The 16,640-nt window shown below is 69.8% G+C and carries 17 protein-coding genes and 1 tRNA gene; 2 read left to right on the top strand and 16 right to left on the bottom strand.

Annotated elements, in window-relative coordinates; translation table 11 throughout:
- The 3 genes from ABZ079_RS20280 to ABZ079_RS20290 form a co-directional block, all read right to left on the bottom strand.
- The coding region (locus ABZ079_RS20280; protein ID WP_356940798.1) for a tetratricopeptide repeat protein at nucleotides 1-939 on the bottom strand (939 nt) is incomplete at its 3' end.
- Nucleotides 929-1,918, bottom strand: coding sequence for an alpha/beta fold hydrolase (locus tag ABZ079_RS20285; protein WP_356940799.1), 990 nt, complete (start codon nucleotides 1,916-1,918; stop codon nucleotides 929-931). The genes ABZ079_RS20285 and ABZ079_RS20280, both read right to left, overlap by 11 nt.
- A gap of 605 nt (nucleotides 1,919-2,523) precedes the next feature.
- Nucleotides 2,524-2,605 (bottom strand) — tRNA-Tyr (locus ABZ079_RS20290).
- A 226-nt stretch (nucleotides 2,606-2,831) separates the two neighbouring features.
- Between ABZ079_RS20290 and ABZ079_RS20295 the strand changes: the two genes are divergently transcribed.
- Nucleotides 2,832-3,320: a YajQ family cyclic di-GMP-binding protein gene (locus ABZ079_RS20295; protein WP_019756392.1), complete on the top strand. Its 489-nt coding sequence runs from the start codon at nucleotides 2,832-2,834 to the stop codon at nucleotides 3,318-3,320.
- A 56-nt stretch (nucleotides 3,321-3,376) separates the two neighbouring features.
- On the opposite strand, the gene ABZ079_RS20300 is transcribed toward ABZ079_RS20295, so the two are convergent.
- Nucleotides 3,377-3,643: a GlsB/YeaQ/YmgE family stress response membrane protein gene (locus tag ABZ079_RS20300; RefSeq protein WP_356940800.1), complete on the bottom strand. Its 267-nt coding sequence runs from the start codon at nucleotides 3,641-3,643 to the stop codon at nucleotides 3,377-3,379.
- Between the two features lie 154 nt (nucleotides 3,644-3,797).
- On the opposite strand from ABZ079_RS20300, the gene ABZ079_RS20305 reads away from it, so the two are divergent.
- Nucleotides 3,798-5,051, top strand: a complete 1,254-nt coding sequence (locus ABZ079_RS20305) for an APC family permease (RefSeq protein WP_356940801.1) — start codon at nucleotides 3,798-3,800, stop codon at nucleotides 5,049-5,051.
- A 60-nt stretch (nucleotides 5,052-5,111) separates the two neighbouring features.
- Here ABZ079_RS20305 and ABZ079_RS20310 read toward each other — a convergent pair whose 3' ends face one another.
- The 12 genes from ABZ079_RS20310 to ABZ079_RS20365 form a co-directional block, all read right to left on the bottom strand.
- Nucleotides 5,112-5,504, bottom strand: a complete 393-nt coding sequence (locus ABZ079_RS20310) for a YccF domain-containing protein (RefSeq protein ID WP_356940802.1) — start codon at nucleotides 5,502-5,504, stop codon at nucleotides 5,112-5,114.
- A complete protein-coding gene (htpX, locus tag ABZ079_RS20315; RefSeq protein ID WP_356940803.1) occupies nucleotides 5,501-6,364 on the bottom strand; it encodes a zinc metalloprotease HtpX in 864 nt (287 codons plus the stop codon). The genes ABZ079_RS20310 and htpX overlap by 4 nt, the downstream gene beginning before the upstream one ends.
- A gap of 191 nt (nucleotides 6,365-6,555) precedes the next feature.
- Nucleotides 6,556-8,073 carry an NADH-quinone oxidoreductase subunit N gene (locus ABZ079_RS20320; RefSeq protein ID WP_356940804.1) on the bottom strand — a complete coding sequence of 506 codons (1,518 nt, stop codon included), beginning with the start codon at nucleotides 8,071-8,073 and terminating at the stop codon, nucleotides 6,556-6,558.
- Nucleotides 8,070-9,644, bottom strand: a complete 1,575-nt coding sequence (locus ABZ079_RS20325) for an NADH-quinone oxidoreductase subunit M (RefSeq protein ID WP_356940805.1) — start codon at nucleotides 9,642-9,644, stop codon at nucleotides 8,070-8,072. Before ABZ079_RS20325 ends, ABZ079_RS20320 begins: the two co-directional genes overlap by 4 nt.
- 6 nt (nucleotides 9,645-9,650) lie before the next feature.
- Entirely contained in the window at nucleotides 9,651-11,645 is a 1,995-nt protein-coding gene (locus tag ABZ079_RS20330) for an NADH-quinone oxidoreductase subunit L (protein WP_356940806.1), read from the bottom strand.
- Nucleotides 11,642-12,016: an NADH-quinone oxidoreductase subunit NuoK gene (nuoK, locus tag ABZ079_RS20335; protein WP_356940807.1), complete on the bottom strand. Its 375-nt coding sequence runs from the start codon at nucleotides 12,014-12,016 to the stop codon at nucleotides 11,642-11,644. The genes ABZ079_RS20330 and nuoK overlap by 4 nt, the downstream gene beginning before the upstream one ends.
- Entirely contained in the window at nucleotides 12,016-12,666 is a 651-nt protein-coding gene (locus ABZ079_RS20340) for an NADH-quinone oxidoreductase subunit J (protein ID WP_356940808.1), read from the bottom strand. Before ABZ079_RS20340 ends, nuoK begins: the two co-directional genes overlap by 1 nt.
- Entirely contained in the window at nucleotides 12,663-13,223 is a 561-nt protein-coding gene (locus tag ABZ079_RS20345) for an NADH-quinone oxidoreductase subunit I (RefSeq protein ID WP_356940809.1), read from the bottom strand. The genes ABZ079_RS20340 and ABZ079_RS20345 overlap by 4 nt, the downstream gene beginning before the upstream one ends.
- Before the next feature lie 2 nt (nucleotides 13,224-13,225).
- On the bottom strand, nucleotides 13,226-14,194 hold the full coding sequence (locus ABZ079_RS20350) for a complex I subunit 1 family protein (protein ID WP_356940810.1): 969 nt from the start codon (nucleotides 14,192-14,194) through the stop codon (nucleotides 13,226-13,228).
- Nucleotides 14,191-15,588, bottom strand: coding sequence for an NADH-quinone oxidoreductase subunit C (locus ABZ079_RS20355; RefSeq protein WP_356940811.1), 1,398 nt, complete (start codon nucleotides 15,586-15,588; stop codon nucleotides 14,191-14,193). Before ABZ079_RS20355 ends, ABZ079_RS20350 begins: the two co-directional genes overlap by 4 nt.
- Nucleotides 15,585-16,196 carry an NADH-quinone oxidoreductase subunit B family protein gene (locus tag ABZ079_RS20360; RefSeq protein ID WP_356940812.1) on the bottom strand — a complete coding sequence of 204 codons (612 nt, stop codon included), beginning with the start codon at nucleotides 16,194-16,196 and terminating at the stop codon, nucleotides 15,585-15,587. The genes ABZ079_RS20355 and ABZ079_RS20360 overlap by 4 nt, the downstream gene beginning before the upstream one ends.
- The gene (locus ABZ079_RS20365; protein ID WP_356940813.1) at nucleotides 16,187-16,606 is read right to left on the bottom strand and encodes an NADH-quinone oxidoreductase subunit A; all 420 of its coding nucleotides are present in this window, start codon (nucleotides 16,604-16,606) and stop codon (nucleotides 16,187-16,189) included. Before ABZ079_RS20365 ends, ABZ079_RS20360 begins: the two co-directional genes overlap by 10 nt.
- Between the last annotated feature and the right edge of the window lie 34 nt (nucleotides 16,607-16,640).

Raw genomic sequence — 16,640 nt, forward strand, 5'->3', positions numbered from 1 at the left:
ATACAGCGCCTGCGCCCTCTCAAGATCTCCCTGATCCTGCAACACAGCAGCGAGGTTATTCAATGAAGCCAACGTACTCGGATGATCCGAACCCAGTGTCCGAATGTAAGACGCCAAGACCCGAGCGTGGAGTTCTCGCGCCCTCTCTAGGTCCCCTTGGTCTTGCAGCACGGCAGCGAGATTATTAATTGATGCCAAAGTGCTCGGGTGATCTGGGCCAAGCATTCTCTCACGCATGAGAACAAGTTGCTCATGCACTTGGAGTGCTTCTGCTGCAAAGCTACTAAACTGCTCGGCTCCGGAGCTGGACCTAACGTCACCAGTCTGTTCGAAGCGGAGGCGGAGAGAATCTCCCAGATTGGAGAGGCAGGCGATATAGTCCGGACGGTCTGATGGCGTTGAAGCAAGCGCCTGCCGTTGGCAGGAAATCGCCTCGTCCAAGTCCTCAATCGCTCCGGTGCGGGCCGCGCGACTCAGCAAGGCAGCACCAAGATTGGACAAAGCAGCGGTACGGTCGAATCCACCGCCTGCCTCTACGAGGGAAACAGCTCGACGTTGGATTGCAATTGCCTCGTCCAAGTTCGTAAGGTCTCGAGTGCGGTCTGCGCGCCGCAGCAATGCGGAACCAAGATTAGACAAAGCAGCCACGGTGCCCGGATGCCCGTCGGGCATTGAGGCGAGAGCTTGTCGCTGGAGGGCGATTGCCTCGTCCAAGTCCTCCATTGCCCCTGTGCGGTCCGCGCGGCTCAGCAAGGCAGCACCGAGATTGGACAAAGCAGCAAAATGGTCGGCCTCGCCGCCCTCTTCCCAAGAAGCCGCAGCTGCGCGCAATAGGTTGATTAGATTCTCCAGGTCGCGGCTATCCCCGGTTTCCTGGAAATGGTCCCACAGATCCTTAATGTTGTCACTTGAACGCCCGGCGCGGTTATCACTGGTCATTTGGATCACCCTCCTCGCCAAGCTTCCTAACCCAAGTGAGCGCAGTCTCAGGGCTAACAATGAAATCTACGGTACGGGTTCTTGGGTTGTACCGAACGACAACTGGAACATCGGGACCAGTCGGAGCGGCCGGCGGCTGAGATCCATCCTGACCCTCGAAACCTTCCCCGAGGGGAGCCAAATCAGTCTCCCACCCAATGCCGGATGGGGCCTCCCCTTTTTCCGACTTGGCCTCCTTCTGGGCATCTGTGTTCGGCAGAGGGTGCGTCGCAGCCTCCACGGCCAGGGCAGCGAGGAGATTGTCTTTGAGAGTGGTGTACGTCCTGTGGGAATGCGAATCGGGTCGAATGATAGTGAAATGGTCTCCAGGGATAACCCCGGTGTTAGGGAACACACTACGAGCCGACGTCGGAGTTACAATATTATCCGTGTCCCCAGCGTATGCACGGATGGTAATGGGGCAGCAATCGGATGCTACGGATTGTGCGTGTACGATTCGATTAATGACAACTTTATGAGCTTCGGTAACCGATTCATTAATAGGGCGCAATTCACGCTCTTGTGGATGCCTCCGAGCCCAGAGCCCTCGTCTCGCAATCAGAAAAATCTCGGATCCCGAGTTAGGGCAAGCAAACATGACTACGCGCTTGATTCGCTGAAGCTCCGCACCGCGCCCACCGGTGACCATTCGAGCAAGGAAGCGCTGCACAATCAGGCCACCCTGACTATGGGAAACAATAACCAGCTTGTCGTATTTCTTGGCATCCACCTCAAGAAACGTTTGAAGGCTGTCCGCAAGAGTGTCGTAGCTCGGAATCCTGCGCAATGGATTGAGGACAAACTTTGGAGACTCGTATCCGAAATAAAGAACGGGAAGGCCAGAGAGTTCCGGGTCCACTTCGAGTAGGCGCCTAATGGGGTGCCAGGTGTCTTGCGAGGAAAACAAGCCGTGAACGAAGACAACAGCAGCATCTACCATATATGCGGCTCCGCTCCGGCGCAGGTGACGACCATTCACGGAAGGCTACCGTCCGTTACAACGCTGCGCCAGTCTGCATCTATAGCCGCACATGGATTCGAAAAGTACCCGACTTGGTCGGCCCTGGAGTGCATCTCTAGGAATATGCACGCCCCGACGGCGGGGACTGCTTCAGGCGGGAAGATCACCGTTCCGTCTCCCCTGTCACGCACGGCTGAGCGGCTGTCCGTCCAGTCCCTCTCTGCGGGCACCGCGTGTCATGGTGCGCGGCGAGGTACGGAAAGTGGCCGCCGGCATCGGTAGGGCACCTGGCTCAGCTCTGGGGTGGAACCACGCTCGTAGCGGAGCGTGCCGGTCACAGGGTGGCAGTGCTCTTCCGGGTGTACGCCAAGTGCCTCAAGGGTGGAGGCAAGGCCGCCAACGCCAAGATTCTGCCTGAGCCAGGCCGGATGACGGGCCAGCATCCCGTCCACGCCCCGTCCACACACACCGAGACGCGGCGATCGAACGTGAGACAGCGTGAGACAGTCCGCTGATCACCCGGAAACGCGACAAGGGCCCCGTGACCTGCTGTTCTCGCAGGTCACGGGGCTCTCGTTCCCGTGTGGCGGCGCCAGGATTCGAACCTGGGAAGGCTGAGCCGGCAGATTTACAGTCTGCTCCCTTTGGCCGCTCGGGCACACCGCCGGGTTTCGCTGCCCGTCGAACCCGCTTTCGCCGGTGCTCCGTGGCAACGACGTAAACAATACCCGATGCAGAGGGGTGCTTCGCCACCCGATTGATCTCCGCTCCCGGGGTCGCGGGGTGGCTAGGCTGGTGCGGATGCGGCCCGGCACGATGCCGGGCCCGGCGGCCGCCGCCGCGCACGCCGGCACGCACTCGACAAGCACCCCGATACAAGGAGCCACAGGACATGGCCGACTCCAGTTTCGACATCGTCTCGAAGGTCGAGCGGCAGGAGGTCGACAACGCCCTCAACCAGGCCGCCAAGGAGATCTCACAGCGCTACGACTTCAAGGGCGTGGGCGCCTCGATCTCGTGGTCCGGTGACAAGATCCTCATGGAGGCGAACTCCGAGGACCGGGTGAAGGCCGTCCTCGACGTCTTCCAGTCCAAGCTGATCAAGCGCGGTATCTCACTGAAGGCGCTCGACGCGGGCGAGCCCCAGCTCTCCGGCAAGGAATACAAGATCTTCGCGTCGATCGAGGAGGGCATCTCCCAGGAGAACGCGAAGAAGGTGGCGAAGATCATCCGCGACGAGGGCCCCAAGGGCGTGAAGGCCCAGGTCCAGGGTGACGAGCTGCGGGTCAGCTCCAAGAGCCGCGACGACCTGCAGGCCGTGATCGCGCTGCTCAAGGGCAAGGACTTCGACTTCGCGCTCCAGTTCGTGAACTACCGGTAGGACTGCGGCAGAACCCGGACAGCAGGGGTGGGCACCCGGCGGCGCCCACCCCTCGGTCAGTCGCGTGAGTTGCCGAACAGGACGCGGTAGACGATCAGCAGCACCAGGGAGCCGCCGATGGCCGCGGCCCAGGTGGCGCCGTCGTAGAAGTTCTTGGTGATCGGGTGGTCCAGCCAGCGCGCCGAGATCCAGCCGCCGATGAACGCGCCCGCGACACCGATGAGGGTCGTGCCGATGAAGCCGCCGGGGTCGCGGCCCGGCAACAAAACCTTGGCGATGGCCCCGGCCAGCAATCCCAGGATGATCCAACCGATGATGCTCATGCCGTGAACCTGCCCTTCCGCGCCGTGTCCGCACTGTCCGGTCCCTGATGCCCGCTGAGGACCCGCTGCCCGTCGCGCGCGTGTTCGTGCCGTGTCGATGAAGGGGACGTCACAGGTCCGCCGCCCGGTTGCGGCGGTCAGTAGGGTGCGGCGCATGACACGCACCGGTACCGCCCTGCGACGCACCCTCGGAGTGCGGGACGCCGTGGTCGTCGGCCTCGGCTCCATGGTCGGTGCCGGCGTCTTCTCGGCCCTGGGGCCCGCCGCGCGCGCGGCGGGGTCGGGGCTGTTGCCGGGGCTCGCGGTCGCGGCCGTGGTGGCCTACTGCAACGCCGTGTCCTCGGCCCGTCTCGCCGCCCGCTATCCGGCCTCGGGCGGCACGTACGTGTACGGGCGGGAGCGGCTCGGCGCCTTCTGGGGGTACCTCGCCGGCTGGGCGTTCGTGGTCGGCAAGACGGCCTCCTGCGCGGCCATGGCCCTCACCGTCGGCGCGTACGTCTGGCCGGGGCAGGCGCACACGGTGGCGGTCGCGGCCGTGGTGGCGCTGACCGCCGTGAACTACGGCGGGATCCAGAAGTCGGCGTGGCTGACGCGGGTGATCGTGGCCGTGGTGCTGGCCGTTCTCGCGGCCGTGGTCGTCGTCTGCCTGGCCTCCGGCCGGGCCGACGGCGGGCGGCTCGGCATCGGGCTGCCGACGGGTGCCGGCGGGGTTCTTCAGGCCGCCGGGCTGCTCTTCTTCGCGTTCGCCGGGTACGCGCGGATCGCGACCCTCGGCGAAGAGGTTCGCGACCCGGCGCGCACGATCCCGCGTGCCATCCCGCTGGCCCTGGGGATCGCTCTGGTGGTGTACGCGTTCGTGGCCGTCGCGGTTCTCGGCGTCCTCGGCGCGGGCCGGCTCGGGCACGCGACGGCGCCCCTTGCCGAGGCGGTGCGGGCGGCCGGGGTGCCGGGGTTCGTGCCCGTGGTGCGGGCGGGTGCGGCGGTGGCCGCGCTGGGTTCGCTGCTCGCGCTGATCCTCGGGGTGTCCCGTACGACGCTCGCCATGGCCCGGGACGGGCACCTGCCGAGGGCGCTGGCGGACGTCCACGCGCGGTTTCACGTCCCGCACCGGGCGGAGCTCGCCGTAGGCGCGGTGGTCGCCGTGCTGGCCGCGACGGTGGACGTACGCGGCGCGATCGGCTTCTCCTCCTTCGGCGTACTGGCCTACTACGCCGTCGCCAACGCCTCGGCCTGGACGCTGAGTCCGGCTCCGCTGTCCCGCCTGGTACCGCTGGTGGGCCTGCTGGGCTGCGCCACACTGGCGTTCGCGCTGCCCGTGGTCTCGGTGGCCGTGGGCGCGGGCGTGCTCACGGTGGGCGTGGCGGCCTACGGCATACGACGGTGGTGGGCGGGTCGGCACGCCGCGTGACGTGCCGTCAGAGCGCGTACGGCCGCCCGCGCACTCCGCGCCCGCTGTCCGTCGGTGTGCTCAGCGGGCCGCGAACGGCTGGTCCGTGGGGACGATCTCGCGGCCCAGCGGCAGCAGGGAGACCGGGATCAGCTTGAAGTTGGCGATGCCGAACGGGATACCGATGATCGTGACGCACAGGGCGATACCGGTGACGATGTGGGTGAGCGCCAGCCACCAGCCGGCCAGGATCAGCCACAGCACGTTGCCGATGCACGAGGGAGCACCCGCGTCGCGGCGCTCGACCGTGGTGTACCCGAAGGGCCACAGGGCGTAGACGCCGATGCGGAAGGCGGCGACGCCGAAGGGGATGCCGATGATCGTCACGCACAGCAGCACGCCGGCGAGCAGGTACCCGAGGAACAGCCAGAAGCCGCTCAGGATGAGCCAAATGACGTTCAGGATGGTCTTCACTGGTGGCCGCCTGCCATCTTCTCGAGCCGGGTGATCCGCTCCGCCATCGGCGGGTGCGTGGAGAACATCTTGGACAGCCCCTGCCCCGGACGGAAGGGGTTCGCGATCATCATGTGGCTCGCGGTCTCGAGCCGGGGCTCGGGTGGCAGCGGGAGCTGCTGCGTGCCGGCCTCCAGCTTGCGCAGGGCGCCCGCGAGGGCGAGCGGGTCGCCGGTGAGCTGGGCTCCGGAGGCATCCGCCTCGTACTCCCGGGAGCGGCTGACGGCCAGTTGGATGAGGGTGGCGGCGAGCGGGCCCAGGATCATGATCAGGAGCATGCCGAGCAGACCCGGACCGTCGTCGTCGTCCGAGCGGCCGATCGGGATGAGCCAGGCGAAGTTCACCAGGAACATGATCACGGAGGCGAGGGCGCCGGCGACCGAGGAGATGAGGATGTCCCGGTTGTAGACGTGGCTCAGCTCATGGCCGATGACGCCGCGCAGCTCTCGCTCGTCCAGCAGGCGCAGGATGCCCTCGGTGCAGCACACGGCCGCGTTGCGCGGGTTGCGGCCCGTGGCGAAGGCGTTGGGGGCCTCCGTCGGGGAGATGTACAGCCGGGGCATGGGCTGGCGGGCCTGTGTGGACAGCTCGCGCACCATCCGGTACAGCGCCGGGGCCTCGAACTCGCTGACCGGGCGGGCGCGCATCGCGCGTAGCGCCAGCTTGTCGCTGTTCCAGTACGCGTAGGCGTTCGTGCCGAGGGCGATCAGGACCGCGACGATCAGTCCGGCGCGGCCGAAGAAGCTGCCGATGACGATGATGAGTGCGGACAGTCCCCCGAGGAGTACGGCGGTCCTGAGCCCGTTGTGCCGGCGGTGCACGGTGCGCCCTCCAAGTCGTGCAGCTGGGGAACACTTTGGTCCAGTGGACCCTCCCGTTTGTGACAACGCCAGGCGGTGGTGACGAGTTCCCCGGCGTGTGCGGTGGCACGGATCGGCTGTACGGGTGACGTGTGCCTTCGGCCTCACGCGCGCGTGGCGGCACGGGTGCCCCACGCGCGCGTGGTGACTCCTCAGAACAGGCCGGTGGCCGCGAAGCGGAGGACCAGCTGGGGTGCTCCGGAGAGGGCGACGCCGAGGACTCCGGTCAGGGCGAGGGCGGCTGTGAGGGGGGCCGGGACACGGTGCCGGGCGGGCTCGCCCTCGGGAGCGCGGAACAGCAGGGCGGTCCACTGCAGGTAGTAGAAGAGGGCGATCACCACGTTGACGGCCATGACGACGGCGAGCCATCCCAGGCCCGCGTCGACGGCCGCCGAGAACACGGTGACCTTGGCGAACAGGCCGATGACGCCCGGCGGCAGCCCGGCCAGGCAGAGCAGGAAGAAGGCCAGGAGGAGAGCGGTGAGCGGGTTCGTGGCGTACAGGCCCCGGTAGTCGGCGATGCGGTTGAGGGACTTCGTACGCCCTACCAGGGCCGCCACGGCGAACGCACCGAGGTTCACGGCGGCGTACATCAGGGCGTACGCGACCGTCGACCCGATCGCCTTCTGGGGGTCCCTGGCGTATCCGGCGGCGGCGATCGGCACGAGGAGGTAGCCGGCCTGGCCGACGGAGGACCAGGCGAGCAGCCGTACGGCGCTGTACGCGCGCGTGGCCTGCTGGCGCAGGGCGGCGACGTTGCCGACGGTCATGGTGAGGGCGGCCAGGGCGGCCAGCGCGGGTCCCCAGACGTCGGCGTACGACGGGAACGCGACGACGGTGACGAGGATCAGGCCGGAGAAGCCGACCGCCTTGCCGACGACCGAGAGGTAGGCGGCGACGGGCAGAGGTGCGCCCACGTAGGTGTCGGGCACCCAGAAGTGGAAGGGCACGGCGGCCGTTTTGAAGGCGAAGCCGACGAGGGTCAGGACGACGCCGGTCTGGGCGAGCGTGTGCAACTGGCCGTCGACGTGCTGCAGGCGCTGGGCGATCTGGGTGAGGTAGAGGGTGCCGGTCGAGGCGTAGAGGAAGCTGATGCCCATCAGGCTCACCGCGGTGGCGGTGACCGAGGACAGGAAGAACTTCAGGGCGGCCTCGGAGGACCGCTTGTCACCGTGCCGGATGCCTACCAGGGCGAAGGCCGGCAGGGAGGCGACCTCCAGGGCGACGATCAGGGTGGCCAGGTCGCGGGAGGCGGGCAGCAGGGCTGCGCCGGCCGCGGAGGACAGCAGCAGGAACCAGAACTCGCCCGCCGGGACGCGCCGCCGTTCGTCGTCGAGGTTCACGACCGACAGCAGGGCCGCCAGCAGGGCGCCGCCGAGGACCAGGAACTGGATGACGAGCGTGAACCGGTCCGCGGTGTAGCTGCACGCGCGCGTGTGGCCGGTCAGGCAGAAGGTGCTGCGGTCCCCGTCCAGGAGGGGCACGAGCAGCAGGGCGGCCGCCGCCAGTCCGGCGACCGAGACCCAGCCGAGCACGGCCTTCCGGGGCTCGGGCACGAACAGGTCGGCGACGAGGACGACGAGCGCCACGGCCGCGGCGATCGTGGGCGGGGCGATCGCCGGCCAGTCGACGGACTGGACCAGCGACTCGGCAAGCGGCTGGGCGCTCATCGGGTGCCTCCTGCGAGGAGCTGCTGCACGGCCGGGTCGGTCAGGCCGAGCAGGGCCCGCGGCCACAGTCCGGCGACGACGGTGAGGGTGACGAGCGGGGTCCAGGCGGCGAACTCGTACCCGTGGACGTCGGCGAGCTTCGGCATCTCCCGCTCCGCGGCGCCCATGCAGACGCGGCGGACCACGATCAGCAGGTACGCGGCCGTCAGCAGGGTGCCGGACGCGCCGATGGCCATGAAGGTGAGGAACGCGGGGCGGCTGAGGCCGGCGGCGGGCTCGAACGCCGCGAACAGGGAGAGCATCTCGCCCCAGAACCCGGCGAGGCCGGGCAGGCCGAGCGAGGCGACGGCGGCGAAGGCGAGCAGGCCGCCGAGGCGCGGGGCCTTGCCGTAGAGGGCGGCGCCCGTCTCCTTCGCGAGGGTGTCGAGGTCGGTGGTGCCGGTGCGGTCCTTCAGCGCGCCGACCAGGAAGAACAGCAGGCCGGTGATGAGGCCGTGGGCGATGTTGGCGAACAGGGCGCCGTTCACGCCGGTCGGGGTCATGGTGGCGATGCCCAGCAGGACGAAGCCCATGTGGCCGACGGAGGAGTAGGCGATCAGCCGCTTGAGGTCGCCCTTCGCGCCCTGCTTGGCCAGGGCCAGGCAGGCCAGGGATCCGTAGATGATCCCGACGACGGCGAACGCGGCGAGGTACGGCGCGAAGGTGTGGAAGCCGTGTGGTGCGATCGGCAGCAGGATCCGGACGAACCCGTACGTACCCATCTTCAGCAGGACACCGGCCAGCAGGACCGAGCCGACGGTCGGCGCGGCGGTGTGGGCGTCGGGCAGCCAGCTGTGCAGCGGCCACATCGGTGTCTTGACCGCGAGGCCGACCCCGATCGCCAGGACAGCGATGACCTGCACGGATGCGGTGAGCGACCGGCCGTTGTCAGTGGCGAGTGCCACCATGTCGAACGTGCCCGCCTTGATCCCGATCAGGAGCAGGCCGAGCAGCATGACGACGGAGCCGAGCAGCGTGAACAGGATGAACTTCCACGCGGCCCGGGTCCGGCCCTCGCCGCCCCAGCGGGCGATGAGGAAGTACATCGGGATGAGCACCATCTCGAACGCGAGGAAGAAGAGCAGCAGGTCGAGGACGGCGAAGGTCGCGAGGGTGCCGGACTCGAGCAGGAGCAGCAGCGCGACGAACGCCTTCGGGGACGGGCCCGACGGCAGCTTGAAGTACGAGTAGAGCGCGCAGAGGAAGGTCAGCAGCGCGGTCAGGACCAGAAGGGGGAGGGAGATGCCGTCGATACCGAGGTGGATCCGCACGTCGAGTGCGGGGATCCAGCTGATGTCGGTCGTGGCCTGCATCTTCGACGGATGGTCGTGGTCGAAGCCCAGCGCCAGTGCGATCGCGGCGATGAGGATCACGCCGGTGACGGTGACGCCGTGCCGCAGCACGGCCTGCTCGGGTGACTTCCCCTTCAGTCCGGGCGGGGCGGGCAGGAGAGCGGCGACGGCGCCGAGGAGCGGGCCGACGACGACGAATGCCAGAAGGGACTGCATCACGGACTCGTTGATATCGATCACGGCTGCTCACGCTCCGGTCGCGACGAGGACGACGGCGACCGCCAGAACGACGGTGCCGGCGAGCAGCGCGCTCACATAGGTCTGCACATTGCCGGTCTGCGCGCGCCGTACGGCGGCCCCGAGGAACCGGGGCAGGGCGGCGGCGCCGCGGACGTAGGTGTCGACGACCTCGCGGTCGAGGAACCGGACGAGACTCGCTCCGGCCTGGACCGGGCGGACGAACAGCGCCGCGTACAGCGCGTCCAGGTGGAAGCCGGCGGCCGCGTGCCGGTGCAGCGGGCCGAGCAGCAGCCGCCCGGGGTCCGCCGGGTCGGGGGCGTAGGCGATGTCGCCGTAGGCCGGCTCGTGGGTGGCGATGGCCTCGGCCTCGACCAGTCCGGCGTCGCCCTCCGGGTGGGCGGCGACCGCGCCGAGCGGGGCGCGGGCGGCGAGCGCGGAGGTGCGCTGCCAGGCGCCGTAGGTGAGCAGTCCGCCGACCAGGGCGAGGCCGGTGCCGAGGATCGAGGTGAGGAGGGCCGGCGTCAGGTCGCGGCCGTCGAGCCAGCCGGGCAGCGAGCGGTAGGCGAGCCCGCCGAAGGCCAGGGAGGGGATCGCGAGCACCCAGAGGACCACGGTCATCGTCAGCGGCTGGCGGCCGTGGTCGGGGGCCTCGGTGCCCCGGCCTCGGAAGGCCAGCAGCCACAGCCGGGCGGCGTAGGCGGCGGTGAGCAGTGCGGTGACCAGGCCGGCGACGAGGACGATCCAGCCCGCCGTACCGGGCAGGTGCTCGGTGCGGCCGTCGGCGACGTGTTCGGCGGCACCGAGGACCGACTCCTTGGAGAAGAAGCCGCTGAAGGGCGGGATCGCGGCGAGCGCGAGCAGCGCCACGGTCATCGTCCAGTAGGCGTCGGGGATCCGCTCGCGCAGGCCGTGCATGCGGGACATGGCGGCCAGCGAGTTGGTGCCGGCGGCGTGGATGATCACGCCGGCCGCGAGGAACAGCAGCGCCTTGAAGGCACCGTGGGACAGCAGATGGAAGACGGCGGCACCGCGGTCGCCGACGGCGAGGGCGCCGGTCATGTAGCCGAGCTGGCCGATCGTCGAGTAGGCGAGGACGCGCTTGATGTCGTCCTGGGCGAGCGCGGCCAGAGCCGACCCGGTCATGGTCACGGCGGCCATGACGGCGAGGACCACCATCGCGGCCGAGGAGGCCTCGAAGACGGGAAGGAGACGGGCGATGAAGTAGACACCGGCGGCGACCATCGTCGCGGCGTGGATCAGCGCCGAGACGGGCGTCGGGCCCGCCATCGCGTCCGGCAGCCAGGTGTGCAGCGGGAACTGCGCCGACTTGCCCGCCACTCCCGCGAGCAGCAGCAGGGCGATCAGCGTCGGGTGGTGGAGGCCGCCGCTCGCGACGGCGCCGAGGACGCGGGTGACGCGGAACGACCCGGCGTCGGTGCCGAGGGCGAACAGGCCGATGAGGAAGGGCACGTCACCGAGCTTGGTGACCAGGAAGGCCTTCAGGGAGGCGGCGCGGGCCTCGGGGGTCTCCCAGTAGTGGCCGACCAGGAAGTAGGAGCAGATACCCATGACTTCCCAGCCGACCAGCAGCACGATCAGGTCGCCCGAGTAGACGACCAGGAGCATCGCGGAGGTGAACAGGGAGACGAGAGCGGCGTACGAGGGGTAGCGCGGGTCGTCGCGCAGGTAGCCCGTGGAGTAGATCTGCACGCACGTCGCGACGAAGGCGACCAGGACGGCGACGAGCGCGGCGAAGCCGTCGATGTGCAGGGCCAGCTCGATGGGGACGGACCCGGTGGGCGTCAGCTCGGTGTGGGCGTCGACGGGCTGGTCGCCCCCCTGGCGCACGGCGACCAGCGCGGCCAGCACGAGCGCGGCCAGCGCCGGCAGCACGGCGAGCGGCCGGACGAACCCGGGAGCGGTGCGGCCCAGGAGCAGGCCCGCCGTGGCACCCAGGAACGGCAGGAGGGGGACGAGGACGGCGAGGGTGGTCGTGGTCACGCGGTGGCCTCAGCCTTCTCGGCCGCGGAGGTGCCGGGGCCTTCGCTGTCGGGGCCCTCGGCGGTGTCGCGGAGCTTGTCGATGTCGGAGGTGCCGCGGTTGCGGTGGACGGCGAGGACGATCGCCAGGCCGATACCGATCTCCGCCGCGGCGATGGCGATGGTGAACAGGGTCAGCGCCTGGCCGGAGTGCAGGGTCTCCTCGGCGGCCCGGCTGAGCCAGACGTCGAAGGCGACCAGGTTGAGGTTGACGGCGTTGAGCATCAGCTCGACCGACATCAGGACCAGGATCGCGTTGCGGCGGGCGAGGACGCCGTACAGGCCGGTGCAGAAGAGGAGGGCGGAGAGTACGGCGGGATAGGCGAGGTGCATCAGCGGGCGCCTTCCTTCTCGCCGGGGGAACTCGCGGGCTTCTCGCCGGAGGAACTCGCCGGGCCGGTCGCGGGGGTGTCCGCGGGGGCGGCGGCGCCGGAGGCGGCCGCGTCCGCCTTCACCTTGCGGGACAGGACGATCGCGCCGACCAGGGCCGCGAGGAGCAGGACGGAGAGTGCCTCGAAGGGCAGGACCCAGTTCTGGAAGAGGCTCTGACCGGTGACGCGGGTGGTGCCGGCGGCCGGGCCGTCGAGGTCGATCCAGGTGGTGCGGAAGGCGTCGGCGACCACCCAGACCAGGGCGACGGCGGCGGCGACCGCGACGGCCAGGGCGGCCCAGCGGTTGCCGGAGTCGGCGTCCGGCGAGCGGCCGATGGGGGCCTTGGTGAGCATCAGACCGAACAGAAGGAGGACCACGACGGAACCGACATAGATCAGGACCTGCACCCAGGCGATGAACTCGGCCGTGAGCAGCAGGTACTCCACGGCGAGGCCGCCGAGGGCGACCACGAGCCACAGGGCGGCGTGCACCAGCTGCCGTGTGGTGACGGTGACGAGCGCGGCGCCGAGGGTGACCAGGCCGACGAGGAGGAAGGCGATCTCGACGCCGGTCGGGGACAGGAAGCCGTGCGGGGCTGCGGCGAGGCTCACGACTCACCTCCCTGCGGCTCCTGGGGTTCGGCCTGTGCGGCGGCCAGCTTCTCGGCGGTCTTGCGGGCGGCGGCGATCTCCTTCGGCTCCTCCGCGCCGGGGTCCAGTGCGGGTGGGGCCGGGACGGTCCACATCCACTCGCGGAGCTTGTCCCGCTCGTGGGTGAGGTCGCGGATGTCGGTCTCGGCGTACTCGAACTCCGGGGACCAGAACAGGGCGTCGAAAGGGCAGACCTCGATGCAGATACCGCAGTACATGCACAGGGAGAAGTCGATGGCGAACCGGTCGAGGACGTTGCGGCTGCGCTCACGTCCGCCCGGGGCCGCCGGGGGGACCGTCTCCTTGTGGGAGTCGATGTAGATGCACCAGTCCGGGCACTCCCGGGCGCACAGCATGCAGACGGTGCAGTTCTCCTCGAACAGGCCGATCACTCCGCGGGTGCGGGGCGGGAGTTCGGGCTGGGCGTCGGGGTACTGCTCGGTGACCGTCTTCCTGGTCATCGTGCGGAGGGTGACGGCCAGGCCCTTGGCGAGGCCGGAGCCGGGGATGGGGGCCATGGTTAGCTGATCACCACCTTGACGATGCCGGTGAGGGCGATCTGGGCGAGGGAGAGGGGGACGAGGAGGGTCCAGGAGAGCTTCTGGAGCTGGTCCTCGCGCAGCCGGGGGTAGGTGACGCGGAGCCAGATGACGACGAACGCCAGGATCGCGGTCTTCAGCAGGGTCCACAGCCAGCCCAGGCCGTCGGCGCCCCACGGGCCGTGCCAGCCGCCCAGGAAGAGGACGGTGGTCAGGCCGCACAGGACGACGATGCCCGCGTACTCGGCGAGCAGGAACAGGGCGAAGCGCAGACCCGTGTACTCGGTGTACGCGCCGAAGATGATCTCCGAATCGGCGACGGGCATGTCGAACGGCGGACGCTGCAGTTCGGCGAGTCCGGCGACGAAGAAGACGATCGCGCCGACGATCTGCCAGGGCAGCCACCACCAGTGGAAGGCGTGCAGGATGCCGGGAAGGGAGACGGTGCCCGCCGCCATCGCGACCGAGGCCGCCGCCAGCAGCATCGGGAGTTCGTAGGCGAGCAGCTGGGCGGCCGTGCGCAGGCCGCCGAGCAGGGAGAACTTGTTCGCGCTGGCCCAGCCGGCCATGAGCGAGCCGAGCACGCCGACGCCCATCACCGCGAGCACGAAGAAGACGCCCGCGTCGAGGACCTGCCCGACGGCACCCTCGCTCGGGCCGATCGGGATGGCGAGCAGGACGAGGAGGTACGGCAGCAGGGCCACGGCGGGGGCGAGCTGGAAGACGCGGCGGTCGGCGCCCGCCGGAACCACGTCCTCCTTCTGTGCGAACTTCACGCCGTCCGCGATGAGCTGGGCCCAGCCGTGGAACCCGCCCGCGTACATCGGGCCGAGCCGGCCCTGCATATGGGCCATCACCTTGTGCTCGGTCTGGCCCACGATCAGCGGGAAGGTGAGGAAGACGCCGAACACGACCAGGAGTCGCAGGGCGACGTCCAGCGCGTCGTTCACCGCGGGCCTCCTGTGGGGTGGTCGGGCTCGTCGTGCTCGTCGTGCTCGTCGGCGGACTCGTCACGGGTGCCCGGCTTACGGGGTTGCTCGGCCGTTCCGCGGGGTTCCGCGGGCTCCTTCGGGGTCTCCTCGAGTGCTGCGCCCTCCGGACGGGACCGGGGCCTCGGTTCCGGCTCCTCGAAGGCCGGGCGCGCATGGTGCCAGGGGGCGTCCGAGGTGCGCGGGGCCGTGCTCCGGCGGGCGGGCCCGGCGGCGTCGTCCGGCTCCGTCGGCCCGGGTTCCGTCGGCTCAGCCGGTGCCGGTTCCGGTGCCGGGGTGTGGGCCCGCTGCGAGGCCGAGCCGTCCGAGGCTGTGCGCGCGCGACGCGGACGTACCGGTGCCGGTGTGGGCGTGGCCGCCTGAGCCGGGCCGGGCTCACGCGCCACCGAGGCCTCGGCGGCCGGTCCCTCCGCCGCCGCTGCCTGGGCTGCGTCGCCCTCGGCCGCGGCCTGCTTCTGTGCCGCCGCCTCCTCGGCCGGTGCCCCTGTCTGGCTCTGGCTCACCGAGCCTTCGCTCGCGCTCCTCGTCCGGCGCGGTCGGGCCGGAGCACCGGCGGCGGCGCCCGACTGTGCGCCGGCTCCCGTCTGCGTGCCCGCGGCGCCCGTGGCAGCGGCGTCGCCCGTCCGCGCGCCCGCGACGCCCTCCGCGGCGGCTGCCCCGGTCTGGCCGGCGGAGCCCTCCGCCGCCGTACGGGTGCGACGGACCGGACGTTCCCCGGCCACGCGGGCGGGCCGCTCCCCCGCCGCGCGCCCCGCCGCCCGCGCCGGGCGGGCCGGGGCCGGGGGCAGCTGGCCCTTGAGCGGGCCCCACTCGTTCGGGTCGGGGACGCCCGGGGGCAGCATCTGGCGGCGCTTCGGGCCGCCGTGATCGGATTCGCCCGGTTCCTTGGCGCCGGGCCAGGCCTTGGCGACGCGGGCGGCGAGGACGAAGTCCTTACGGAGCGGGTGGCCCTCGAAGTTCTCGGGGAGCAGCAGGTGCTCCAGGCCGGGATGGTTCTCGAAGACGACGCCGAACATCTCGTGGGTCTCGCGCTCGTGCCAGGCGGCGCCCGCGTAGACGCCGACGGCCGAAGGGAGCGTCGCCGACTCGTGCGGGAGCGTCGTGCGGACGAGGAGCCGGCGGACCGGGTTCAGCGCGACGACGTGGGCGGACACACGGAAGCCCGTGCCCGGTTCGTCGACCGCGCTCAGCCAGTCGAAGTAGGTGCACGACAGGGTCGTACGGGCCGTCTCCAGGGCGGTGAGCCAGGAGGACGGGGGTACGTCCACGGTCAGGACGTCGTACGACTCCTCGGCCGTGGCGTCCGTGCCGAAGAGTTCTCCGGCGGGGGCGGGCAGCCAGCCGACCGTGCTCATCGGACGTCCCCGTCGGTGGCCGGGGCCGGGGGCTTGACCAGGTCGCTCTGCAGGGCGGCCACGGAGGGCCGGGCGGAACCGGTCCCGTACCGCTCCTCCAGGGACTCGCGGGCGATCTTCTCCTGGAGCTTGAGGATGCCCTGGAGTAGCGCCTCGGGGCGCGGCGGGCAGCCGGGGACGTACACGTCCACCGGGATGATCTGGTCGACGCCCTTGGTGACGGAGTACGAGTCCCAGTACGGGCCGCCGCAGTTGGAGCAGGCGCCGAAGGAGATGACGTACTTCGGCTCGGGCATCTGCTCGTACAGGCGCTTGACGGCCGGGGCCATCTTGTCCGTGACCGTGCCGGAGACGACCATCAGGTCGGCCTGGCGGGGGCCCGGTGCGAAGGGGATGACGCCGAGCCGGATGAAGTCGTGACGGGCCATCGACGCGGCGATGAACTCGATCGCACAGCAGGCTAGGCCGAAGTTGAAGACCCAGAGCGAGTAGCGGCGGCCCCAGTTCAGGACCACCTTCATCGGCTCGGGTGCCAGGCGTGCCAGGGCGCCCAGCCTCTTGGGCTCGGGCAGCAGCACAGGCTCGGAGGCCGAGGGGTTCACGTCCATGCCAGGACGCCCTTCTTGTATGCGTACAGCAGGCCCACGGCGAGGAAGCCGAGGAAGACGAACATCTCCACGAGGGTCGTCGCGCCGTAGCCGGGGGCGGCGAAGACCGTCGCCCAGGGGAACAGGAAGATCGAGTCGACCGCGAAGATCACGTACAGGAAGGCGTAGACGTAGTAGCGGACCTGGGTGTGGGCCCAGCCCTCGCCAACGGGGTCGACGCCGCACTCGTAGGTCAGGAGTTTCTCGGGGGTCGGCACGACCGGGCGCAGCAGGCGGCCGGCGCCGAAGGCCACCGCGACGAACAGCACGCCGACGAGGGCGAGCAGCCCCACGACCGAGTAGGACCGGAAGTAGCCGGCCGCGACGACGTTCGCCGCGGCGATCGTCGAGTCCCCCAACGTCTCCCGCACCGTTCGTCCCTCGCTCCCTGACCTCGTGACTTAG

Source organism: Streptomyces sp. NPDC006314 (genome assembly GCF_040613075.1).
In the GTDB taxonomy this organism is placed as follows: Bacteria; Actinomycetota; Actinomycetes; order Streptomycetales; family Streptomycetaceae; genus Streptomyces.